Annotated in this window: 18 protein-coding genes; 4 read left to right on the top strand and 14 right to left on the bottom strand. The window is 49.5% G+C overall.

Going from position 1 to position 25,231, the window contains the following annotated elements:
* Nucleotides 1-116 precede the first annotated feature (116 nt).
* The 5 genes from ACWP87_RS08660 to ACWP87_RS08680 all read right to left on the bottom strand — a co-directional run bounded on the left by ACWP87_RS08660 (nucleotide 117) and on the right by ACWP87_RS08680 (nucleotide 3,749).
* Nucleotides 117-458: a PTS lactose/cellobiose transporter subunit IIA gene (locus ACWP87_RS08660; protein ID WP_005686224.1), complete on the bottom strand. Its 342-nt coding sequence runs from the start codon at nucleotides 456-458 to the stop codon at nucleotides 117-119.
* 23 nt (nucleotides 459-481) lie between these two features.
* Nucleotides 482-1,582 (bottom strand): DUF871 domain-containing protein, encoded by a 1,101-nt coding sequence (locus ACWP87_RS08665; protein WP_014569879.1) that lies wholly within the window; start codon nucleotides 1,580-1,582, stop codon nucleotides 482-484.
* Nucleotides 1,583-1,663: 81 nt separating this feature from the next.
* A complete protein-coding gene (locus tag ACWP87_RS08670; RefSeq protein ID WP_005692749.1) occupies nucleotides 1,664-2,074 on the bottom strand; it encodes a DUF3284 domain-containing protein in 411 nt (136 codons plus the stop codon).
* A 77-nt stretch (nucleotides 2,075-2,151) separates the two neighbouring features.
* Complete coding sequence (locus tag ACWP87_RS08675) at nucleotides 2,152-2,316, bottom strand: hypothetical protein (protein WP_015765010.1); 165 nt, start codon at nucleotides 2,314-2,316, stop codon at nucleotides 2,152-2,154.
* Entirely contained in the window at nucleotides 2,313-3,749 is a 1,437-nt protein-coding gene (locus ACWP87_RS08680) for a PTS sugar transporter subunit IIC (protein ID WP_014569880.1), read from the bottom strand. The genes ACWP87_RS08675 and ACWP87_RS08680 overlap by 4 nt, the downstream gene beginning before the upstream one ends.
* 387 nt (nucleotides 3,750-4,136) lie before the next feature.
* Between ACWP87_RS08680 and ACWP87_RS08685 the strand changes: the two genes are divergently transcribed.
* The 3 genes from ACWP87_RS08685 to ACWP87_RS08695 all read left to right on the top strand — a co-directional run bounded on the left by ACWP87_RS08685 (nucleotide 4,137) and on the right by ACWP87_RS08695 (nucleotide 8,061).
* On the top strand, nucleotides 4,137-6,359 hold the full coding sequence (locus ACWP87_RS08685) for an alpha-galactosidase (RefSeq protein WP_014569881.1): 2,223 nt from the start codon (nucleotides 4,137-4,139) through the stop codon (nucleotides 6,357-6,359).
* 57 nt (nucleotides 6,360-6,416) lie between these two features.
* Complete coding sequence (gene yaaA, locus ACWP87_RS08690; RefSeq protein ID WP_014569882.1) at nucleotides 6,417-7,160, top strand: peroxide stress protein YaaA; 744 nt, start codon at nucleotides 6,417-6,419, stop codon at nucleotides 7,158-7,160.
* 157 nt (nucleotides 7,161-7,317) lie between these two features.
* The gene (locus tag ACWP87_RS08695) at nucleotides 7,318-8,061 is read left to right on the top strand and encodes a DUF2087 domain-containing protein (protein ID WP_014569883.1); all 744 of its coding nucleotides are present in this window, start codon (nucleotides 7,318-7,320) and stop codon (nucleotides 8,059-8,061) included.
* Between the two features lie 76 nt (nucleotides 8,062-8,137).
* On the opposite strand, the gene ACWP87_RS08700 is transcribed toward ACWP87_RS08695, so the two are convergent.
* Both ACWP87_RS08700 and ACWP87_RS08705 read right to left on the bottom strand, forming a co-directional pair.
* On the bottom strand, nucleotides 8,138-10,717 hold the full coding sequence (locus ACWP87_RS08700; protein WP_014569884.1) for an ATP-dependent DNA helicase: 2,580 nt from the start codon (nucleotides 10,715-10,717) through the stop codon (nucleotides 8,138-8,140).
* Nucleotides 10,718-10,757: 40 nt separating this feature from the next.
* A complete protein-coding gene (locus ACWP87_RS08705; protein ID WP_014569885.1) occupies nucleotides 10,758-11,360 on the bottom strand; it encodes a hypothetical protein in 603 nt (200 codons plus the stop codon).
* Nucleotides 11,361-12,086: 726 nt separating this feature from the next.
* On the opposite strand from ACWP87_RS08705, the gene ACWP87_RS08710 reads away from it, so the two are divergent.
* The gene (locus ACWP87_RS08710; RefSeq protein WP_014569887.1) at nucleotides 12,087-12,704 is read left to right on the top strand and encodes a WxL domain-containing protein; all 618 of its coding nucleotides are present in this window, start codon (nucleotides 12,087-12,089) and stop codon (nucleotides 12,702-12,704) included.
* 477 nt (nucleotides 12,705-13,181) lie between these two features.
* On the opposite strand, the gene ACWP87_RS08715 is transcribed toward ACWP87_RS08710, so the two are convergent.
* The 7 genes from ACWP87_RS08715 to ACWP87_RS08745 all read right to left on the bottom strand — a co-directional run bounded on the left by ACWP87_RS08715 (nucleotide 13,182) and on the right by ACWP87_RS08745 (nucleotide 25,213).
* Nucleotides 13,182-13,994 (bottom strand): PfkB family carbohydrate kinase, encoded by an 813-nt coding sequence (locus tag ACWP87_RS08715; RefSeq protein ID WP_014569888.1) that lies wholly within the window; start codon nucleotides 13,992-13,994, stop codon nucleotides 13,182-13,184.
* A 247-nt stretch (nucleotides 13,995-14,241) separates the two neighbouring features.
* Nucleotides 14,242-18,927 carry a phosphodiester glycosidase family protein gene (locus ACWP87_RS08720; RefSeq protein ID WP_014569889.1) on the bottom strand — a complete coding sequence of 1,562 codons (4,686 nt, stop codon included), beginning with the start codon at nucleotides 18,925-18,927 and terminating at the stop codon, nucleotides 14,242-14,244.
* Nucleotides 18,928-19,237: 310 nt separating this feature from the next.
* On the bottom strand, nucleotides 19,238-19,525 hold the full coding sequence (locus tag ACWP87_RS08725; protein ID WP_127817609.1) for a hypothetical protein: 288 nt from the start codon (nucleotides 19,523-19,525) through the stop codon (nucleotides 19,238-19,240).
* Between the two features lie 354 nt (nucleotides 19,526-19,879).
* Nucleotides 19,880-21,436, bottom strand: a complete 1,557-nt coding sequence (locus ACWP87_RS08730; RefSeq protein WP_014569890.1) for a hydantoinase/oxoprolinase family protein — start codon at nucleotides 21,434-21,436, stop codon at nucleotides 19,880-19,882.
* A 70-nt stretch (nucleotides 21,437-21,506) separates the two neighbouring features.
* Nucleotides 21,507-22,595, bottom strand: coding sequence for a DUF917 domain-containing protein (locus ACWP87_RS08735; protein ID WP_005686202.1), 1,089 nt, complete (start codon nucleotides 22,593-22,595; stop codon nucleotides 21,507-21,509).
* Between the two features lie 117 nt (nucleotides 22,596-22,712).
* Nucleotides 22,713-23,963, bottom strand: a complete 1,251-nt coding sequence (locus ACWP87_RS08740) for a cytosine permease (protein ID WP_014569891.1) — start codon at nucleotides 23,961-23,963, stop codon at nucleotides 22,713-22,715.
* A 443-nt stretch (nucleotides 23,964-24,406) separates the two neighbouring features.
* Entirely contained in the window at nucleotides 24,407-25,213 is an 807-nt protein-coding gene (locus ACWP87_RS08745) for a hypothetical protein (protein WP_014569892.1), read from the bottom strand.
* Nucleotides 25,214-25,231 lie beyond the last annotated feature (18 nt).

Below are 25,231 nucleotides of genomic sequence, written 5' to 3' on the forward strand. Positions count from 1 at the left end.
TTTCCAGAGATGCTCCGTCCCAGCCTTTTGGTTATCTTCGCAATAACCGCGTGTTTTACATATAAAATTCATTCATTGTGCAACTGGCATTGTGCAACTGGCTATCACGCAATGGCTTAAAGCGTTTCATTTGCAACGGTCGTATTTGCAGCCAAGCGTTGATAAATCGCGACCACTTCGCCAGCCAAGTCGCGAAAAGTAATGGCGTTCATCAGATGATCCTGGGCGTGGACTAGTAGTAATGAAACATCTGCGTGCGCTCCGTTGGCTTCGGCGGTCAATAAATCGGTTTGGACATTGTGCGCCGTGACCAGAGCCTCATCCGCTGCTTTTAAATGGCTGGTTGCAGCATCAAAGTCACTGTTCTTGGCTGCTTGAATGGCTTCAAAGGCTTCACTTTTAGCGTTGCCCCCTGCCATAATCAAGCCCATAATCGTTTGTTCGTTGACGTTGCTCATGGGGTCACTCCTATCTGTCATTATTAGTGGGACACCTGTTTTAACATAAATGTTCGCCATGGCTTAAGCAGTGGCAACAAGGTCAGATCTTCATCTGTCAGGCGGCCGATTTTGTTGCGGCGGCCGTCATTAGGCAATTCCCGCAAGACAATTTGTAGTTCACCGGCGTACCGCGTATACGTTTCGTTCACGACGACTACATCCCCGCGCTGCAAGTGACCGCTCGCATCATGCACTGGCAAAGGCTGCCCGGCATAACGCACGCGTGGTTGGGTATCGCGAATCAGATAATCAGACGCATCACCGCGATAAAGATGGGCTTCGCTAAAGGCAATTTTGGCTTCTAACGCTGATGGTGCCTGGTCCGTGATTACCCGCAATGCCGGATACGGGCAAAAGAATGCCAAGGCCGCGGCTTTTAAATCTGCTTCGCTTGCAAGTGCATTGCCGATGAGAACATCATCAATCACCTCAGTTAGGCGCAAATGGTGAACCTGACTGGCAATGCTGCGATGGCGATCGCTTTCCAAAGTCGGTAAACCTTCACTTACCGGCCACGGTCCATGATCCGCACTTGGCGCCGTCACAAAAGCCGCCGTCCGGACGCCATGCCGCCGAAACTTTTGCGAATAGGCCAAAAAGCGGTCATCGCCTAAGCCGGTATATTGCTGCGGATAAAAATTATGGCAACCCAGCAAGTTATCCAGTCGCGGCCCAAACGCCATGATTGCATCAATGGCATTCGTACCGGCACTCATATTCAGCTCAATTTTCAAGCCATATTGATTATGAGTCATCAAGGCTTCCTCTTGACCGGTGAAGCCCTCATCAAGCCGCAACCCCCATACGCCTAATTCATGGAAGAAACTAAGGTCTTGATAATCAATGCCTAGTTCCTTGAACAGCGGCGGCGCAATGTCGACAATCGTTTGAAAGCCCAACTGATTCGCCTTGGCAACCACCGCCTTGAAAATAGCGAGTTGATCGCGGCCTTGATGACCGGATAGTTGCAGTAATGAGGTGAAAAGACGCCGATAACCAAACTGACGGGCCATGGTTAAATAATCAGTTGCCTGATCAACCGTTATTTGTTCGGGATAAAGACTGATTCCGATTTTTCCCATGTCAATCTCCTATATTTTTTACTGATGGTGTGGCTGGGTCACTCAAGCCACGTTCATCCAAGCTGTTTTACAACCGGTTCTTTAAATCGCACACATTTGCCGCGCCATTTTCTTGAAGCGCCGTTTACGCAACCAACCTAAAAGGAATCCGCTAGTCCGGTTGTTCGCTGCACCGCGAGCGGTACGGGCGACTAGTGCTTCTTCATAAACCAGTCGACTTTTTCCGGCAGACAACGGCGACAAGTGGTACCGCACGGTGAAGTCATCACTCGGGGTCGCCAGTTCATATGCGTAGACTGAATTTGGTGCAAACTCGGTAATCGTCAGCCGCGCTTTTCGCCCATTCGGCCAATTTTTCTCGTAGCTAAAGCCCTGCAAACTCTTGGCTAGCGGCTCACGACCGGTGTGCTGGCGAATATCGGCCATGGCGGATTGTTGCAGTTGGTTGAAGAAGACACTGGCTTCAACGGGTAGATTCATGACAATTTTCATATTGACCTCCTTTTGGACAAGCTGCGAACTGAACGCATAGTTGCAGCAACATGCTTCAGCAAACGTTGCGCTGCGATCTACTCTTCTCTTGCCAGACCGAGATACCAGCGTGTGCAAATGGCAGTTGCGACCACCCCGAATAGACAGCTAATGATTCGCCAAGGTGCCGGTAAAATGGCACTGAAGACAATCACGGTCATGCTGAGGTTAAGCAAGATCAATGGTGTCGTGCTAGGCTTCAAATCGCATCACCTTCTAAATTGCGATCACCATTGCGATCATCGGCAACGGTTTTGGCTTTTTTCATTGGTGGTTCAGGGACAGTTAATTCAGGATCGAGTTTGTTGGCCGCTTTGACAAACGGTACGTAAATCAGGAAGCCAATGACCATGTTGACGGCTTGCAGAATCGGGGCGCGCCAATCCATTGTCGCAATGATCGAGTTCACAAATGGCGGCATGGACCAGACAATTTGGTTCTTAACCGGTGACACCCAGCCGAGCATGTGGGCGCCGTACGCGATGGATACCATGACAACCGGCGCGAGAATAAATGGAATGAAGTAGATTGGGTCAAGGACAATCGGCAGTCCGAACATCACCGGCTCGTTCACGTTAAAACAGCCCGGTGCGATCGACAATTTGGCCACGGTGCGTTGATCGTCACGTTTGGAGAACATCAGGATCGCAATCAAAAGTAATAAGGTACTGCCGGCGCCACCGATCCACGCATACAAGTCAAAGGCGTTTCGGGTCCAGACAAACGGCAGTGCTTCACCTTTCATGAACGCATTCATATTGGCAATTTGGGCGGTGAGCCAGATGGAATCCAGAACCGGTCCCAAAACGTTGGTGCCGTGAAGCCCGAAGAACCAGAAAATTTGTACCAGCAACGTCATGAGTAACACGGCCCAGAAGCCTTGCGACATATTCAACAACGGTTCTTGCACGATGGTCGCGATGAATTCGATGACCGTGGTCTTGTTTAAACTGAACAGATAATTCACAACGCCAGCCAGATATAAGGCGGCAGTTGCTGGAATGATACCGGTAAATGCTTTAGCAATCGCTGGTGGCACTGCTTCTGGCATCCGGATCGTCACGTTCTTTTTCATTAACCAGATGTAAAGCGTCATCGCCAAGGCGCCCATGATCATGACGGTGAAGAAGCCATAGGAACCGAAGAACTTACCAAAGTTGAAAAAGCCCCACATGCTCACGTTCTTGCCATCGACTACCCCACCGGCATCGGTGATTAACTTGGCAGCACCTTTACTCAGCGTGCCTTTTAGCGGCAGCATGAAGTTTTGCGGCAGGCTCATAATAAACGTGCCTAATACCACAATGCCCCCGGTCACCGGCTCAACTTGGTATTGAACTGCCAGCTGGTAACCAAACGTAAAGGCAAATAGCAGACCTAAAATTGCCAGTGTGCCGGTCCAAACCATGGCGTTGATACCGATCAGCCACTGCATGGAATCGACTATCCCCATCCACTTAAATTGGGTCGGAATATCGCGAATCAAAACGTTCAAGACAGTGGAAACCGCCCCGGCCATCATCGCCGGCATGATCGCAATAAACGCGTCACGCAACGCCACTAACCAACGAATGGAGCCTATCTTGGCTGCAACCGGCACAACATGTCGATTCAACCATCCTATAAATGCATTCATATCACTGTACTCCCTTCAGAATTTTAAATAATGTCGCATTAATACTTAACTACAATTAAAATTCTACGGGAGTGCAGATCGGCGAGTCAAAGATTATAGTAGTTATTATTTATAATTTTTATAAGCAAAAAGTTTGACTTTTTCAGCTTGTTTAAGCGTTTTCACAAGGGCGCGTATCGGTATCGTGTTTGAACGAATGCATCTTATACTTTGCCGAGTTTAAAGATTGCTTCTCTGCAGGGCGTTGATACTTACATAAATCTCGCTTACGAGCAAATATAACCTCTATTGCTTATAATAGATTAAAGTTAGAAATTTTCAGCGCAACCACACGCCACAACGCGCTCCCCACCGCAGAAGCCGGCTCGCGCTCACAGGAGGATTACCATGGCAAACATAGAATACGACCCGCAAAAACAGCTTTTCCACCTGCATAACGATACGTTTAGCTATATCATTCAGGTGATTCGCGGCTATTTGGTCAAGCGGTATTGCGGACCGGCGCTTGAACGTTTTTCCGGTACTGCCAAGCTGGAAGATTTCAGTCATGCGTTTAACATTCAAAATGATGCGGCACCGTTTTCGCTCACGACCTTGCCGCTTGAATATAGTACGCTGATGGGCGGGGATTATCGGACGCCTGGCTATGCCGTTCGCAATGGGCATGGACAATTGATCGGGAATCTGAAGTTTCATGATTTTCAGATTCTGGCGGGAAATAAAAACTTCAATGGTACTTTGCCGACCGCGCGCACCCCGCATGGGCAGACGCTGGTGATCACGATGCATGACGAAACCGATACGCTGGCGGTGAATCTCAAGTACACCATCGTTGGCGATCTGCCTGTCCTGCTTAAGCAAGTGGCTTACCATAATCTAAGTGACGACACCCTCACGATTACCCATGCAGCCAGCTTGCAACTGGATTTTGATGATCACGCTTACGATCTCATTACTTTGACGGGCGCCCATCTCAGCGAAGCCAGCGTCACCCGGCAACCGCTCACACCGGGTAAAAAGTCAATCGCCAGCAATTATGGTGCCAGTGGTCCACAAGGGGTTCCGGCAACGATTCTGGCGGCACCGGCAACTGATGACTTTGCAGGCGAGGCGCTTGGTATGGCGCTGTTGTGGAGTGGTAATTTTAGCTACACCGCGCAAGTCGATCAGTTTGGCAACAGTCGGCTGGTGATGGGCCTGAATCCGGAGCTCTTTTCCTGGCAGCTGAAGCCTGGTGAACCGTTTGTGACCCCGGAAGCAGCGGTGGCGTACACGACCAATGGCTTGAATGATCTCAGTCATATTTTCCACCGCTTTTTTGCCGATCACGTCATGCCATTGCCGCGGAAAAATCTGATCGAATATAACACTTGGGAGTCCACGTACTTTGATGTCAGTGAAGCCAAGGTGCGCGCGGAAATCCCTAAGGCCGAGGCGCTCGGAGTCGAATTGATTGTGATTGATGATGGCTGGTTCAAAAATCGGCCGAATGATGCCGGTCAGCTCGGCGATTGGGTGCCTGATCCGGTCAAGTTTCCGCGCGGGTTGCGGCCCATTGCCGATGCCTTGCACGAGCGCGGACTAGCATTCGGTTTATGGGTCGAACCGGAAATGATAACTGAAAATAGTGAGTTATATGCCAAACATCCAGACTGGGCGATGCAATATGTTGGCCAAAAGCCGTTACGTTCGCGCAATCAGTTAATTCTGGATCTTAGCCAGCGAATTGTTCAGGATCATCTGATTAAGGTGCTAACCGATTTGGTCCGGACCAATCATATTGATTATTTAAAATGGGATTACAACCGTCATTTCAGCCAGCCCGGCAGTCCGGTACTGCCACCTGATCAACAAGGCGAAGTCGCCTATCGTTACACCCGCGGCTTGTATCGGGTTTTGAAAACATTGCGCGACACTTTTCCCGATTTGCTTATCGAAAATTGTTCGTCAGGCGGTGGCCGGTTGGATGGCGGGATGCTGGCCTATACGGATCAAACCTGGACCAGCGATTTCACCGATCCCGTTTACCGGATGAAAATTATGAACGGCTTCTCCTTATTCTTCCCGCTTAAAACCTTCGTCTCGCATTTCACGATGTCACCAAATTTGCAGGACTCGCGGGTGACGCCTTTGCAAACGCGGGCGCTGCTTAGTCTGGTGGGCGTTACTGGGATTGAGTGTCCGCCAAGCCAGTTGAGTGACGCTGAAGCCGCGGCGGTTAAAGCCAGCTTTGTCTTTTACAAAGCTAATCGCACAGAATTGCAAAATGGCAGTCTTTATCGGCTGCATCCCAGTCATCCGAATCAGGATCAGGTATGCTGGCTGATCACCAACGAAGCCAAAACCAAGGCGCTCGTCTTAACGTCAGCTGGCGTGGTTTCCCCGATTCCGCACTACCAACATGTGCTGTTGCATTATCTCAACCCGGAAGTATCCTACCAGATTAATGACAAGGCCACGGCCACCGGTGCTGAACTCAATTATGCCGGGATCACTTTACCGCTGGCGCATGGTGATTTTTCCGCTACCTTAATGACGTTGCGCGTGGTGAGTCACCTGCCACAAACCACGGCACTGCCTGGTGGCGACATCGGTGAATTGCGATTTTAGCGAAGTCAGCAAAAGTTTCTTAAGTAGTTTATCTTATATAGAAAGTTTGGTTTCCACATGAAGTTTATCATCGCACCGGCTAAGAAAATGGTGGTCGCTCAGGACGATTTCCCCGTTCAAAGTCAGCCGCAGTTTCGCGATCAGGCGGCGTGGCTGTTGCGTCACATGCAGCAGCTCACCCGCGCAGAAGCCCAAACACTGTGGCATACCAGCGAAAAACTCACCGACGCGGCCTACGCACAGCTGCAAACCAGTGACGTGACGGCGCACCAATCCCCTGCGATTTTCAGCTATGTCGGGATTCAGTATCAGTACATGGCGCCTGATCTGTTGGATGACGCCGGCTTAGCCTATATTCAGCAACATTTACGGATTTTGTCTGGTCTATACGGTATTTTGCGACCGTTTGACGGCATTGTTCCATATCGGTTGGAAATGCAAACCCGTCTGGCTGCGGTACCGAATCATAGCTTATATAATTTTTGGGGCGATCGGCTGTATCAGGCACTGGCGACCATCCCCGGCCCGATCATCAACCTCGCCTCTGATGAATATGCCAAAACTATCCGTCCTTACCTGCAGCCGGCTGATCAGTTTATTAACGTCCTCTTTGCCCATGACATCAACGGCAAACTCAAAACGCGTGCGACTTATGCTAAAATGGCACGCGGGGAAATGGTGCGGTTTGCCGCCACGCATCGCATTACAACAGTGGAGGAACTGACGCACTTTGACTCGCCGACTTATCGGTTTGATGCGCCACTTTCGACCACGGATGAGCTTGTTTTTATTGCAAAATAGGACAAGTTGACTTCCGAGAATGGCCTACAACCAAGTCCAGCTTTACTTTTGGGCTTGGTTGTAGGTCACTTTTTTAGTTGTTAGGACTTTTTTAAGTGACAAAATGACTGTCTGCGAGTTAATATATAAACAATATAAAGAAAGGTTTGTTTATAAAATGACAAATAGCATTTCCGTTTATAAAATATCCGAATTGCAGCAGGGTTACTACCTAGAATCCGGCTACCTTCACTGCCACTATTGCGACACTAGTTTCGCCGAAGATGAAGTTTACCCACAAGACGGCCGTTACTTCACTGCTGAAGCGATGATCAAACGCCACATTCAACAGGTCCACAACGGTGCATTGGCCGCCTTACTGCAACAGCCAGCTAGTCAACTCGGTGTATCTGCCAGTCAGCAACAGGTTCTGCGCCTGTTTGCCCAAGGATTAAGCGACACGGTGATTGCCCAGCGCTTAAAAGTCTCGGCTTCCACCATTCGCAACTATCGCTTCAAGTTTCGGGAAAAACAGCAGCAGGCACAGCATTTTCTCGCCGCCATGGCCTTGCTCGCCTTGCCGGATGCCCTGATCATGCCGCATGATGGCGCCACCATGATTGATGACCGGTACGCGATTACCCCACAAGAACGGGAAAAGACCTTAAAAGCCTTCCTCACTCCTGATGGCCGGGTGACAAATTGGCCCGCCAAGGAAAAACGTAAACTGATCATTTTGTCCGAGATTTTCAAAGACTTCAACCCGCAGAAAAACTATTCCGAAACCGCGGTCAACGAAATTCTGCAGCGACACGTATCGGATTACGTCACCGTTCGCCGCAATCTGATCGAATACGGCTTCCTCGATCGCACCGCAGACGGCCGCACTTACTGGGTAAACGCTAACGGACTGGCACGTTAAGCACGTAGAAAGTTTTAACTGGCATTATCGGATGCAAAAAAGTCACGCCAACAATGAGCGTGACTTTTTACATATATCAATGTTCCTCAGACGATTTACGAACCGGCAACTTGGCCACCGTCTCAACAACTTGATTCAAAATATCCAGCTGCTCAGCATAACGCACCGAAAATGGTTGGCTGGTGGCATCAGGCTTTTCTGCCTCCAGTGCCGCGCGCGGTTGGTTACCTTGGCGTTGCTGATGATCCAACCACGCCAGTATCTGTTCAAATGTGAAGCGGCTGAAGTTATCCACCGTCAATTGTCCCGATAGCAGGCTGCCGAGTAAGTCGTGGCGGGTGTCCATGGGATAAATCTGCGTCCGCGCCAGCAACACCCGAAAGTCGCCAAAAAAGATAAAGCGTGCTTGCGTTCGCGTCAACGCGGTATAAAAGCTCTGGGCATTTAACATATGATCGGCCCCATTAACAATGGCGATCACCGTATCCGCCTGACCGCCTTGCGCTTTGTGGACCGTGATCGCATACGCCAACGTCAACGCCCGCGGCACGCTGCCAAAGCTGTAATAACAATATTGCTGGCCAACTTGGACAACCAGAAATCGCCGCTTGGTATCAATATGGGCAATCACCCCAGTATCACCGTTGGCCATAATCGTCTCCCGCCAACGCTTTGTCCCGAATTCGTCGGTTTGCTGCAACCCATTTTCGCCTAAAACTGCACGCCGCTCCCAAGTCTTAGGATCAACCAGCGCCACATGCTTGTCATTTTTTAAAATCATGACGCGATCACGCATTCGCAAATGGTGCTTTTGCTTGGTCACCGGATCGACATAACTGCTGACGTATTCTTCCTCACCAGGCCTGGTCGGATTGACCAAGGCCTGCAGTTCGGCATTAAATCGCAGTCGACCAGTGGCGCCCACATTTTTATTCACAATTAAAAGTTGCGAGTCCAGCTCGTGGCCGCTTTTGGCTAGCGCGTCTTGATACGCCTTGATTCCGGCATCGAAAACGCGGCCGGCATCGCGCTGATTGTAAAGCGCCACATTACCGCTGACATAGCGATCATCATCCGGTCCGAATGGTAATGGCAGCCGATCCCGAATTCGATTGGCCAGCGCCAGCACCCCTGATTGCGCATCCTGACGATAAACCCGCGTCAAAGTTGTGGCCGCCACCTGCGAATCGGCTAAACAATCCTTCAAAAAGTTACCCGGACCAATTGGCGGCAGCTGAAAGACATCGCCGACAAACAACATGTGTGCCTTTTTGAAATTCACGTGTTTCAACACGGTATAGGCCAAGGGCGTGGTTAACATCGAGCTTTCATCGACAATGATCAACCGCGCATCACCAAATGTCTCCCAATCCGACTCCGCATTGAACCGCTCAAGCTCCTCGCCTGGCAGCAAGTGCAAGTACGCGTGAATCGTGGCGGCAGGTTCGTGCGTATACTTCGCCAACACCTTCGCGGCCCGCCCGGTTGGTGCCAGCAACACACTTTTCCCCTTCGCCTGGGCATTGAAAAAGTGAACCAGCAAATTGGTCAACCAAGTCTTACCGGTGCCCGCACTGCCATTCAGCACACTTAGCCCATGCTGATTCACATTCTGAAAAGCAGCGCGCTGTTGGTCGTTGATGACGAGCTGATGGCGATCCAAAAATTGATCCAGTTTGTCATCCAGTTCTTCCGGCTTAATCAGTGGCTCTGCGGTTTTCTGTGCCACCGTCATTATTTTGGCCACTGAGCCTTCCGTGGCAAACATATCGCAGCTGGTCACCAAGTCATACTGTTCATTTAACAAAAAGCCATACGCCAACGCCTGTTTAGGATCGGCAAACATCGTCAGGTCTTCGGCGCGCACCCCTAATAACGTGGCTGCCTGTTGCTTAAACCACGTGATCGTAATGTAGGTCAACCCTTGCGTCAAAACCGCCGTCCGGAAAATATACTGCAATCCCGCAGCAAGGCGATGCGGATCATTGGCCGCAACCCCAAGACTTTTAGCAAACGCATCCGCCTTCTTGAAATCAAACTGCGCCACTTGCATCAGCAAATACGGATTGGCATCAATATGGTGCATGGCCAACTCAGCATCTTTATACGCCAGCCAGATTTTCTCATACGTCATCGAACTAAGCGCTTTACGCCAGTGATTGGCCAGCACCGCGACCTCAAGTTTACCGCGAATGGCCGTGGCAATTTTTTGGATCGTCGCCGGCCCGATCCCCGGAATCCGCGCATCCTTAATCGTGGTCTTTGAAAAAGTCGCCAAAATCGGCTCGTCGTCGGCAAACGCTTCATGTAAGCGGCGTAAAACCGTGGGCTGGTGCACGAGCAAGGTTTCAAGCAACTGCCACTGACGGCGGGGTTCTTTCGGTAAGCCAAAATGCAGCCGCGCCACTTTATAAGACGGTTTCCGATAGCGCAGTGAATCGGCATCATCATAAACCAAATCAGCAGTGATAATGGCGCGCCGATTGTAATAACCCATGTCGCCGGTCACTGTGGCTTCTTGTGTGAGCGTCATCTTGAGCGCCGGATTCGGGTTCAAAATCCGCACCGCGTAAACTTTATAATCGCTGCTATCACTGTTGAACAACAACTTAATAATCTGTAGGTCAACATTTTCATAAACCTGAGTCTGTGGCACCGTGCACCAACCTCCTCTCTAATATATTTCGCGTTATCGGTCACAATTGCATCCGTAATTTAGTCGTCTCATGGGTGGCAGCCCGATTAAGCTTGGTGGCAATACGAAACCGAAAATCCGATGGCAAGCTCTGGAGTTGCTGCTGCGCCCATTGTTGGATAAACGTTGGCTGATGCCGCGGCTGATAAAACGTCAAGTCGCGACGGTGCGTACTGTACACAACCACATCTCCCCGCTTGTGACGTGCGGTCCATTGCAAACCCGCCACCAGCGCGATGAGGCCCGCAGATGGTACATAGAATTTTTGCGCCGGTTTGTAATCATCAGGCGTGAGTTCCGCGTTTGCCGGGGCATCTGCATACGCCAGTTCCTTGATCGCGTCATCCAAAAACTCGGTCTGCCGCAACAACAACTGATCGTTTGCATCCGTAATCTTAAGGCCGAACCGGTTGCCATTTAAATCATTCATCCACGCCAAATAGACCTTCGTTTGCGGCTCAAAATCAGCATGGTCAGCATCGTGCTGTAAGTTAGCCATGCCGCGGTGGAGCAAGACGCCTTTCGTGGTAGTGCCATTTGGTAAACGAATCTCCGGTTGGTGCTCAGCAGCAGCCGGCTGTGAATTTGTATGATTGGTTTCCATTATATGCCTCACTTCTAATCGTAAGCTTACCCGGTGCAGGCAGTGACTGCAAACCGCCCTCAAAACGGTTGTGCCTATTGCCAAAAAGGTTGCAGCTCACGGTTTGTGAAAAATTTGTCACTTTTCAATTTGAATCGCTATCTAAAACCAATTAATCGCAGTAAATCTGCTGTATACCAGTTTTCAAGGGCTTGAGACAACGCGTCAAAGGTAAGCCGCTCGTCTTATCATCAGGCAGCCTAAAAATTTGAGCATGTCAACCAGAACTGATTAGTATTTTCATATAATCGCGTCATTGCCTAGTCTAACAGTGAAAGTCTCAAAATTTGGCAGTTTTTTTCCTAAAAATGAGACAAAAAGCTCTTTTTGGAGGAGCCGGAAAATTGCTCGTAAAGATTAATTTACCGAAAAGGTTCATAAATTAACCTTTTCTGCTCGTTTGTGAATTCTCCAAATCAATTTTCTTTGTTTCCCGGAATATCCGGCTACAATTAAAAGTGTTCCAAAATTGTTTCATACTTGGCATAAAGCGCTTGCCGACATAAAGGCTTGTAACTGCAAGTTTTGCCGGCTCACGCTCACCATAACGCGTTCGCCAGCCCAGATACCTGCGTGTAAGGACCTTGGTCGCAATGGCCAAAGCCCGGCCATCACGCCCAAGGCCACTTACACTCCGGCTTCTGATCGGGCTGGCTCACGCTCACTTTAAGTCTGGGGGGACTTTTTATGTCAAAGAAATACTGGATCGGCAGTGTGGCTTTTGCCGGACTGCTTGTTGGGAGTTTTTCAGCTGGTTCACTGGTTTTGGCAGCTGATGCGGATAGTGGGTCAACCAATACATCTGTGACCGTCACGCCGGGTTCCATTGGACTTTCGGCGCCGAATAGTTTGACGTTTCCAAGTCTCAGTGTTGAATCCATTGTGAAAGGCGATCTGAACGAAAACGTCAATACTTCGGATAGTTCCATTTTGACCGTCAGCGATTTTCGTGGTACCGGCAGCGGTTATAGCGTCACTGCCAAGGCTTCACCGATTGCGACCAGTAGTGGTGCGGAGTTGAAGGGTGCAGTCATCAAACTCGTCCCTGACGCAACAACCACCACGAATAGCGTGTCACCGGAGTGGACGAAACCAGTCGCATTGACCACCACCGACCAACAACTCTTTGCAACTACAACCACTTTGGATGGCGCTGGTATTAGCAGCTATGATCTCAACAAGACCACATTAGCGGTACCGCAAGATAATACCGTTAAAGCCGGAAGTTACAGCGGCGTCATTACCTTCACGCTCACACCGGGTCAGCCGGCTCAAGCTGCGACCGCCAACCCAAATCCGTCTTAGCACGGGAAATAATTAACCTTAGATTGCGACACCACATCACCCCCGATGATCAAACCGGGACAGAAAGGAGGTGATCGCCGGCAATCGCAGTGAACACAACAAACTGTCTCAAGCGTTGGCGGATTCTGATCACATCCGACCAGCTGCTTGCAAGACCAAAACCAGCCGATCTGATAGTACAAGTATCGGGTAAATTTCCACCACGTTCCTAGTCAACCATATCAGCTTTGGGGAGCTGCATGTTGGCTAAGAATAAAGTTAATGATGTAGCTTAAAGGCGACCTATCGCCATCATCCGTGACAGCCAAGTTGCGACATGTCTGATCGTACTGTCGTCAACAGAGCTTGGTTTGCGCACGCCTGAGACGCACATAGTCGATTAACGATCAAATCGGAAACGATCATAGGCTAGTCGCGTCAAGTATCAAAGAAACCGCCGATAACAAGTCGGCGGTTTTTTTCTAACCTTTTTGACGCTCACGCAATTAACGCTGCACCATGGCCAAACGACCCCGGCAGTTGAACTTGTGCCGAGGCAAATTTGGCGGCGTGGCTTAACGACTCGGAAACTTTCGCGTCTAGCGTTGGCTTTTGCGACGAATAAAGTGTGGCAGCAAAGCACGTGATATACGCATCCCCTGCGCCCAAAGCATCCACTGCCTTAACGCCTAGCGCCTGCTGCCAAGACATCATGTCCGCCACCAACGCTGCCGACCCGCGAAGCCCGCGCGAGCAAACGACCCGCTGACAACCAGCCGCGGCCAAACGCCGACACAACGCCTCCACATCATCATCCGACTTGGCCTTCCCCGACAAATACGCCAAATCAATCTGTGGGGCAATCTTTTTGAAAATACGATCATCGTCAATCGTTGAAAAATCGTAAATCGTCGGTGCCGTGATTGCAGATAAAAAGGCATCCGCGCCACTTTCATTATTAAGGTAAACGAGATCAAACGTATTAATGTAAGCAATATCGTCGCGACTCAGTTGAAGTTCCTGAACCGGCTCGCCAACGATTTGATGCCGCTTGCCTGTGGTGATCTTCATCGTGGTAAAAGCGTTGGGACCGTCATACTGTAACGAATGGCTAAGGTCAACGCCAAGCTCAATCAATGTCCGCCGCGCAAAATCACCGCGCGCGTCATTGCCAAACGTCCCAAGATAAGCTGAATCCAAGCCCATCATGGTCGCAAAAGCCGCGGTATTCGCAGCATGGCCGCCAAGAAACATTTTCTTGTCAGCCGGATAAAGGTCAACAACATTGTCTCCGATCGCGATGATTTTCAAGTGCCGTTCCTTCTTTCCATCATGAAGCTTCGCCAAGGTGTTAGTGGTAACCAAACAGACTACAATCACCAATTCAAGTTTACCACAGGTGTGCAAGCGAGAACCTGGTACGCTGTCCGTCCCAAGTCTCGCCCGCATCATGACAGACTTGTATAAAAAAGGAACGATATCCCTTCGTTTGCTTGGAAATACCGTTCCTTTTTAACTTGCAACGATCACGATTTGTCTAGGCTTTAACTAGCATCCTTTACCGTGTCCGCCGGTAACCACTCAAAAGATAGGTGGCGGCGCTGGCGACAACTAGGAGTAGTCCTAAGATGCCAGTTGCCCAGTTATTTTCACCGGTTGCAGGGAGTTGTTGCGCCTTCTTCTTACTTTCGGATGCCGAAGTACGACTGCTGGTTGTGGCATCTGCAGCTGATTGATTATTGCTGTCAACTGAGACGCTAGAGCTTGAGGCGACTGAAGATTGACTTGGCTCAATAACTTTACTGGAAGGCTGGCTGCTGGCGGTACTGCTGCTTGAAATGTGGCTGCTCGTGCTTGTGCTGCTAGTGGTGGCGTGGCTGCTGCTCGTGGCACTGCTTGAGCTGCCAGCAGATGGTTGACTGCCACTTTCCGAGCCGCCTGAAGTGGTTTTATGCTTGTGCGCAGTAAAAGTAGCTTGATCAACCACACTGCCATCCGGGTGCCGCACTAACAAAGACATCTTATCGCCGGTCACATGCAGTGTCAGGTAAACTTTTTCATCCTTGTCTTTTTGAACGACTTGCCACACAGCGGGCTGGGTTGGTTGAATCTCATAAGTCTTATCGCCGGTGTGGCCGGTGGCGATGTAGACCGTGCCGTTTTTGGCTTGCTTGTGATTAATCAGCGGATAGGTGCGGCCGTATGAGTGATCGTGGCCGTTTAAGACGAGATCAATTCCGAGTTCGTCACAAACTGGTGCCAGCATATCATGGAACATCAATGATTGAGCATCGGCTGGGTTCTTGTTGTAGACCGGCTGATGGGTGAGCACGATTTTCCACGTCTTCTCGGTCGCCTGCATGTCTTGTTTCAGCCAGGTCATTTCGGCTTTCATTGTCTGCTCGTTATCTGTCCAGCCAATCACTGCGATATGCATATTGCCATAATCCACCGAATACGTCCCTAACTTGTTAGCAGCCGGGCCATTGGTATTTGGCACGCCAAGCATCTCCGCTGACTTGGAACCATCATCACCCATGTACTCGTGGTTACCAAGCACATGAATCATGTCCAGCGAATCAAACGCGGGATGCTGATTAAACATTTCCGCAGTCTTATCAGCTTCGGAAAAGACACTCTGGTCATCGTTAAAATCACCGACATGAATCGCAAAGTTGCTGGTTGGCTTGGCCTTTTCAATACTGCTCAACACCGTACTGAAATCGTCTAAGCCAGTATCATCGGAAACTTGAGTATCGCCGAAAACATTGAATGTGTAATCACTGCCGCCGTGAAGTGTGGTGAACGTGCGCGGCGCTGACCAATTGGTGCCATCTCCGACTCGATAAACGTAAGTCGTGGCCGGCTGAAGCCCTGTCGCGGTGGCCGTACTGAGGCGGACCGCGCTGCTATCGGCAGAATAAGTGGCAACATTAGCGCGCCCTGTTGCCATTTTAAACGCTGCAGCTCCTTGGTCTTTGTACGCGGATTGCGTTGCGACTTGCAACAATGCCTTGCCCGTTCCTGCCACCGGACTGCTCATCCAAGTGATCGTCTTGGCATGTTCCGGATCCTGGGTGGCACCAGCTAAAAGATTCGTCGGCACGGCAGTTTTCTGGGCAGTGTAATTCTGCGTAGCGACTGGAAAGCTGTAACCGTCCTTTTCCGCTTGCAAGGCAAACTTGCCAACCTGTTGCGTCAGCGCTTGGGTCGTCAGCTGCCCCGCATGATCGGTGGTCCCAAGCTCAGTTGTTTTGCCATCCGCGTTCGTAACCGTAATCGTGGCTGAGGAAATGGCTTTATGCTGAGCATCCGTAACTTTAAGTGTGGCGGGTTGGCCGATAATCAAATTTGGTGCCGTGAGTTGATAGGCTGCGGTAACGCCAACTTTAGCTTGCGGCGTACTGAAGGTACCAGTGACGTCACTGGCAGATCGAGACGTCACTTCTCCTTGCGTTAGCGCATAGGTCAAGGCTTTGTCCGCGGTAGTACTGGCTGGAACCGTCACCGTAATCCGCGCTAGATCGTTTTGCTCGATGTTGGTCAGTTTCAACGTCAACATGCCAGTGTTTGCGTCGTACTGGTAGCTCCCTGTGTTCTCACCAAAATCAACTGTCTTCACGGGAAAACCGGTTGGCAGAGCAATGGGGCTTGTCAATGACTGTGCCTGCGTTGACTTATCCGCTTTAAACACCAACTGATACGTCCCGCCTAATTTCGCCGTTTTCGTCAAACCGGTCAACGAAAAGCCATTCTGAGTACCGGTTGCTACCTTGAAGTCCGTTTCACGATCGGTTTCATTCCCGAACTTGTCTTGCACACTGACTTTGACGTGATGCGTGCCATCGCGCCACTTGTAACCAGCCAGCGTGAACGTTCCGTCTTTGTCGATCGAGTAGTGGCCTTCAGCGTTCGTGTACTCGGTGCCATCCACCCAAATACGGGCTTTGGTCCAATCAACTCCGGTAGCATGCGGATCGCTGGTATCATCATGCACCGCGGTGGTAATGCTGACTTGCGCATTTTTATAAGTCTGGTTGGCAACGTTGATGCTGCTGATAATCGGCGCCTTCAAATCGTCTATATTCGTGCCATATACCGCCCGGACATTATCAATATATAAGCTGCCTTTAGTCATCGGCCCGCCATCTGTCTGACCGGACTTCAGCGACATCATCCGAATCATTTGTTTTGGAAAAGTCGTGAACGGCCCTTGATAACCGGCAGGAATCGGCGCTTCGACATACTTCCAGCCGGTCCAATCAATCCCCGTATCCTGTGGGGTTAAATCAATCGGCTTGGCCGTCCCGGTGGCATCCGTCACAAACATCCGCAACCAGTATCCTTTTGCTTCCGGTGTCGCATAAATCCACATCCCAATTCCTGTGGGCATCCCCGGAATCGGTTTACTTGTCGCTGGGCCGGCATAAACGCCAAGGGTCGCACTCTTGGTCCCATTTGTGAAATCGTAATCCAGTTTTAGCGCGTGCTGCCCAAAGCGAACCTCACCATCCGTGGCTGAACTCAAGCCAATGTTGGAGACCTCGCCACGTCCGGCAGTTGATGGCGCCCAGTCGCCTAAGCCGGATTCGAAATCGTAGAGAACTTTCGGCAATTGGCCAACCTGAACTGTCATCTGGGCATTGATATTGGTACCTGTTACAGTGGCTTTTACAGTTCCGCTGGCCATGGTTTTGCTTGTCTGCAATTGATTATCCGCCGTCATAGTGCCGAGTTGACTCGGTACTGACCATTGAATATCACCGGATTTCAAATTAACAGGTCGTCCCTGATAGGTCGCCGTCAGTCCTAAGTCTTGCTTTGCCCCTAGTCTGAGGCTCAACTCATTTTGCGAAAAAGCCAGTTTATCAGGTTGGAAAATGGTAACGGTTGCAGCACCTAATACTTTGCCATCGAGAGATAGCTGAGCAGTCACGTCACCTAATTTGCCATTCGACTGGAAAACACCAGTTGCTGAATCAATAGTGCCCATACTTGGATCCTTAAGCTGCCAGATTGGTCCGCTACTTGGCAGAGGTGCTGCATTGCCAGATGCATCAACACCTTTAGCTGAGAATTTGACGCTACTCTTTGGCGTATACACCTGATCATCCGGTGCCACCGTTGCACTAGCTAATTTATGATCAGCAGTTGCCTTAGACACAATCAACCATGAATTCGCCACTAGACGTTCATTGCCATCTGAAGGACTATTTTGAACCGTCAAGCTCGTGTCCCCAGGTTGCCGTGCCACAAAAGTTGCTGACCCGCCACCGTCAAGAAAAAGTGCGTTAACTGCCCCGCGTTCTATCATCAACTTTGCAAAATCACCGACAGAAATACCGGTTGAAAGCGGTGCCTGTCTTCCATCAATAACGACAAAGAAAACGGTACCGTCCGCTTTAATACCCACCGCCGTGCATGGCTCATTGCCTTCACTTCCTGCCACTTGGGTCGCATTAACCTTACCATCTTTAACAAAGATACTCGGCCCACCAACGGCCTGCTGCAAATCTCCTTTTCTTTGCTGATAAGTGGCAGCAGTGCCAATCATGGGTGTGCCATCCTTTTTAATTCCGAAAAAAGCCTCATTCGTGTCAGGTGCCGAGTAAATTTCAGTCCCATTTTTCACCACATTGCCTAAGGGAGCGCCCGTTGCCATATTGTAATAATCGGCATTCACCGCTGCCACAACCTGTTGACCATGGCTAATAGCCGCATTTGCTTGGTTCCGAACCGTCTGCATTCCCGGCTTCGTGCCATCGTTTGGCATCCCTGCTAGCAACGTTGTATTCGGATTCTTGGGATCAAGCGCAACCGAGTAATACTTATTCTGCACGCCATTTTGATTCAGATATGTAAGCTTTTGTTCGGTAATCCCAGGCGCTAAAGTTGCTTGCTGCTGCCCAATAATCGACTTGATCACCGGATTTGTTGCAGCAGCCTGTGTGTTGTTAATCGCGGAAGTCTTCCCGCTGGCAGTAGTGGCGCTACTAGCCTTCTTTGCTGTGTCAGCGGCTTCTTGACTAGTGCTGGTTTGCACTTTGGCATCAGTTGAATTCGCCGCACTCGATGCCGCCGATGCAGTGGTAGAACTCGATTTTTGGGAGGCCGTCGCAGCAGCGCTCGAAACCACCGGCGTATCCGTCGCCGTCACCGCAACCACCGGCGCCGCAACCTCGCCACCCATCAAAGCCGCCATCAACAGCAGGCTGCCAACCACCGTCCATCTTTTCCTAACCATCCGTCATCCTCCTACATGTAAAATATGATTGTTATCGTTGTATATCAGTTTATTTATACCTAAAGGATGTAAAGAGGTTGTGGTGGTTTTGAAAAGGTTGGGTATTGGTTGTGTAAAGTGCTGCGACTCATACTATGCCGACCTGATATCAGCGAAAAAGCGACAAATAATTCCAGCAGGCTTTGTCAACCGCCGAAATTTTTTGCCGCTTTTTGAACTAACCCAAGTCTGATAACGATTATAGAGTTTGATGATGGTTCTCGTCTGATCGAAAGATTACTCAATATATGACTTCCTTGATCTCAGGTTCTTATAACTCAAACTTTGTAAGAAACTTTTCAGAATCAATTTTTTCGAAATCTTTTTTCCTAAGAGCGATTATCTTGCTTAACTTGCCTGTGGGTGCGTCAATAGGCAAACACTTCGCAACTTCAGAGATAATGACTTTTCTATCATCAATATCAACGAACTTCACCAAATACCCAGCATCAGTCAACGATAAAAGTTTGTAAATGGCACCATCATAGCGGATAAATGTAAAGTATGGATTATATGCCTTAATTGCTCTATATGCATTAATAACTCCCAAAATTGCCACAAGAAAAGTTACCAGAGCTCCCTCGTGCATTTCTTCACTTGAGTCGTTTGAGGTCACAATATTTACAATAGCTATGATGAATGATAAACTCGCAAAAAAATGCAAACGTAATCATTACAAAAACAATGATTATTGTACCTGTGCTTCCTAACTGGTATTTTCCTTTATTTAAAACGGAAAAACGATCATCTCCGCTAAAATGATTTAAACTAAACCCAATAAGAAGCGAGACAATTGAAGTTAATATATTTTCAAACATTTTTTCACCTTTCAACATTTAGAAAAGTCTTGAAAGTACAGGACATATGCCAACATACCCGCCTGATTCTCGAAGAATTTTTACTGATGCTATCTTTATTTAGCCAAATTACCCACAACCTTGATCTTCACTCGATTAGCATTCTCCGGATGATATGCCAACGGGACCTCATCAACTTCGACAACTTCAATTGTATTTTCATCAGCACCGGATTCAATCGCCGCTTCAATCGCTTTTTTCTTGGCGTCAGCCATTGCCTGATCACGCGGAATTTGGTTGTAGGGGTAGATGCGGCCATATTCACCGGAAACTTGACTAATGGAGGCACCGATCGCATTGGCCACGCCGCCGAGGGGATCACGTACTAGTTTGCCAACGCCTTCCAAATGATGTGGGGCAATGATCGCACCGCCACCGACTAGTACAACGGTCGCTGGCTCAGGGCTGGTTTTCATTTTGTCAATGGCAACCGTGATCATCTGGCCAATGGTGGTCATCGCGGCCTGGGCAAATTTTAGCGGAATTTGCTTGACCAGTTCGGGATTGCCGACATCGGACAGACCGAGCCGCACAGCCACATCTGTCGCGGTCACGATATTACCGCCGAAAGTCAGCGCTTTTTCGGTAATCTGATAGCCGACTGAATCCGGACCGACTGTGACACTGCCATCGCGCTGCTGCCGGACGATCGAACCGCCGCCTAGCCCAATCGACATAATGTCAGGCATCCGGAAGTTCGTCGCCACACCACCCACGGTCACGGCAATCGAAGACTCACGCGGAAAGCCTGCTTGCAACACCCCGAGATCCGTTGTTGTTCCGCCGATATCTACCACGATCGCGTTTTTAAGATGCGAGAGATAGGCAGCACCGCGAATACTGTTGGTTGGACCCGAGCCAATGGTTAGAATTGGAAAATGCCGCGCATAGCTTGCTGTCATCAAGGTCCCGTCATTTTGGGTTAAGTACAGTGATGCATGTTTAATGCCGGATTCAGCCAGCGCCCGCTCGAAGCCATCAACGGTATTTTCAATCACGCGAAACAAGCCGGCATTTAAAATTGCGGCATTTTCGCGTTCGATTAAACCGAGGGAGCCGACCTCATGCGACATCGTAACCGGAAAAGTATCGCCATAAGCCGCATGCACCAAATCCGCCGCTTGTTGTTCCTGGTCAACCCGCAACGCCGCAAAGACACCGATAATTGCAATAGCGTCAACCTCACCGCGCCATTTTGCCAATACAGCATTGATTTCATCAGGGTCAAGTGCGTTTAAGACCTGCCCATCATATTCATAGCCACCTTTGACAATGGCATATTTTCCGGACAACTTGGCAACCAAGTCTTCCGGCCATGCAGTGTACGGTGGAATAGCTTCCGTTGCGGGATACGCCAACCGCAACACTCCAACGCGCGCAATGTGCTTGCGTTCCACGATGGCGTTGGTGATTTGAGTCGTCCCCAACATGGCTTTATTAATTTGATCCAAGTCTAGCTGCTGATCCGCCAAAACCGCTTGGATCGCGTTCGTAATGCCGGTTTGAATATCCCTAGTTGTGTGCCGTTTAACTGAATTGATGACATGTTGCTGATCATCCAAAATGATGGCATCGGTATTGGTGCCGCCAACGTCAATTCCTAATCGATACATGGAAATCCCCCTATTTGTGAGTGTTCAAGTCAGTGCGGAAGAAGGTACTTATCCGCCGCTCATCAAAACCTCAGTCCGCCTTTGCCACCAAGTCTTCTACTGGCTGATAGTCATAATCAAAGCCAAAATACCGCGGCCCTGCTGTTTGAATACCGGCTTTGGTCCGCCAACGCGCATCGGCAGGGGTAGCTAGGACTTTGACCCGCTTGCCATACTTAATCACTTCAGTCGTCACCGGCAAAAGCGTATCGGCATCCACAATTTCAATCAGATCCGGTGTCATCACAATCGGCTGATCATTACGCAACGCCAGCAGGTTTTCATTTTGAATTAAAACGCTGAGATGTTGATCCTGAAAGTCATTGAAGCCATCAATCTTAATATCACCAACGTTAAAGCCGCGCTCAGTCCGGCGAACCACATCAATGACCTTACCTTCAAAAATCAAATGACCACTCGTCACTTCAAGAATTTCCGCCAAGGCCTTCGCAGGATTCAGGTGGGCATCGCGAATTCGCAAGCCTACTTGTTCGCACAAGGTGACAATGCCGCGAATACCATTTTGCTTAATCTGCTTGCCGTTCGAAGGATACAACGCTACTGTTGCGCTACCACCCATTTCCACAGTTTGTACACGGGCCAATCGCTCAGCCCACTTGGCACTGATCGTTTTAATCACGCCGGCATTACCTTTTTCATCCGTAATGACCATCGGCGTTGCTGCCACGCCGCCTAAGTAAAACGTCACCATCTGCAACTCCGGAAACGCGCGGCCCATCCCATCGCAATCCACTAGTGGAATTCCTAGCGATGCGGCCAGCGCAATCGGCACCATCGAATTCACCCCGCCGGCCTCCATGGGAAAAGTTCCTACAAACTCATGACCGGTATACTGGCTTAACATTTTAAAAACCCGTTCAAACTCATCACCCTTAGGAATCTTCTCCATCATGACCGCGGGCGCACCCATAATCGCTGCTGGGCAAAAATAATCATCATCGTTAATTTCTGAAACATCAAGCAACTTCACCGGTCCGTGCTTTTTAATCGCATCAAGGGCCATCAATTTACCCAAGAACGGATTACCGCCACCGCCAGCACCGAAAAAAGCCGCGCCGGTCGCTATATTTTCAATGGATTCCTGATCTAAAAGTCGCATATTGTTCTCCTTTTAAACTTATCTTCAGTCCGCTAAGTCATACGAGTCGCGCACCAACACTGGGCTAAACAACCGAAAGTGGATTCTTTTGGGATCACCTTGGTCAATGTTTGCCTGCTAGTTCAACTCTGATGCTTTGTCCCATTCTGGATGAATCTTTGCGCCTGCATAATACAGGACAAACGCAAGAATAATCCCGAGCACCGGAATGTTTGGGATCGCCGGCCACAGCACGGGCAGCACGCCGATCACCGCACCCAGCGCCCACGCGGTCAAGCCAAGCCAGTTCACTCCGGCGACCGGCTGCCAGCTATGCATCTCACCACGATGAATCACCCAATAAGACGCAGCCATCGCTCCGGCAACCGGTGGAATCATCGCTGAAAAGATCGTCATGACCGGCTCAAAATAATTTAAAATCCCCAGAATCGACAAAATCGTGCCGCCGACGCCCACCAAGAACAGCGTCAACTTGCGATATTTCTCCGGGATGTTGAAAATGTTTGCCACTGCAATCCCGCCAGAATAGGCATTCACAACGTTCACTTTCCACGTGCCGAGAATAAGCGCCAGACCACCGATAACCGGCGAACCGATTTTCATAAACAAACTACTAATATCCGTCGACTTAAACGCAATCGTCAAAATCGCGCCAATCGCAATCATCAGGACACCAGCAGGAATAACGCCAAAAATAGCAGCTTTAACCACATCATCGCGCTTTTTGGAAAACTGCGCATAATCACCGACAATGACGCCGGCCATCGCAAACGACCCGACTGTAGAAGAAAAGCCATTCACAAACGACAAGCTGCCACTGGGATGATAAGCCGCAATCGTTGCCGCCGCGTCCTGCTTGGCAAATGCGAACCACAAACCATATAAAATGACAATCACCAGATACGGAACAGCAACATACGCCAATAGCCGAATCAACTTCACGCCATACATCGCAGTCACCACCATCAGCAACCCCGTCAGCAATGAAGCCAACCACGCCGGAATCGGCAATCCCACATACTTCAGCAAATTCGCCACGGCCAAACCGCCAACGTTCGCCTGAATCCCAAACCAGCCCAACGCCGCAATCGCGATGATAATCGAAATCACCTTCGATGACCCAACCTTACCAAATACCTGCTGGGCAACCACCACCGCTGGCTTTCCTTGATCCACACTCTGCATCCCTTGAGAAATCATCATCAAGACAATAAAGCCGTATCCCGCCAATCCCGTCAAAATTGCAACTGGAAGCGACATCCCGGAAACCAAACTCCCGCCTAAAATCAAGCTAGGAATAGACACCAAGGCACCACATAAAATCATTGCTAAGCCGAACCATGTTTGATCGCGTTTGTTTTCTTCCATACTGGGCACCTCACATATTTTTTTAATAATTGCAGTCATTTTGGCCGAATTCGATGGTTAAGGATCTAACTCGACCGGAATGTAATGGTTTGATTATAAAATTATGAGATTGAAAGTCAACAGTTTCATTTAATTTTTATGAAATTCCAGTTTGGGAATATTCGCGCATCATTTATGACAAGTAGTTAACTGGCAACGCTACTATTAAGTCTCGTGTTTTCGGCTTATGCTCGCCAAATCGCTATTAACTCGTCCCAAAAAGTTTCAGATTTTATATGGCTCCATCAAAAAAGAACCATCCACTCGGCACACTTGCACCAGCAGACAGTTCTACCCCAACTACAACAATTATTCGCTAATTTCAAAACTTTGAACGGTCCAGTCTCTGAACCCAGACAACTAAACTATTTTACCCATGCAAATGACTGCACACATCTGAGGTCTCACCCCACTATTTGCCGAATCGCCAAAAGCACCAACCCCGCCGCCGTGACGGTCATGACAACATTAAGCACCTTAGACGTTATACGCCGCTCGCGCTCATCCATATCCTCAATCATGCTCAAACTATAGTCATTGTAAGGCCCGGCATCCCAATAACCCACATAATAACTCAACAGCCGCTTCTCACGATTAGTCAGCGGCTCACCATCATCACGAAGCAACAACTGATCGTCAAACAACGCGTACATGTCATCGCTCAACATCGCCGCCTTCCGATCCCGCCGCGCCTGCTCCTTGACCCACGCGTACAACCGTCGAAACCGCGCCAATTCCCGCTCATCCTCATCATTCACCGGCACCCACGCCACCAGTTTCCGGCGAAAAATCGCCATCACATCGTCAAAATGCTTACGCTGATACCGATTGCCAAGGCTTAAATAACGATTCTGTTCGTTCAGATATTTTGTCTGCCACGTCTGGTAAATGAAAAAGGCAAACAACCACAGCGTCATCAACGCATTAATAAAATTGCCAAGATTCCAAGCCGTCAACAACTTCTCAAAACTGCCAATCACCCAAAAAGTAAGAATCATCAAGCTGACAAACAATGATAACAACTGTTTCTGCCGCAGTTGGGGATTCCGCTGCATTTCGGCATAAATTGTCTGCCGATGCTTCAGATACATGACAAAATAGTCCAGAAAGTCTAATGAACGGACTTGGCGATAGACTTTGACAATGTAGATAAGCAGGATGACAAGCGAAACCATGTTGATCACGCGATTGATGGTGTCGATTGCGGACATTGAAAGCTCCTTTCAGGT

The sequence above is a fragment of the Lacticaseibacillus sp. 22 genome, from assembly GCF_055413445.1.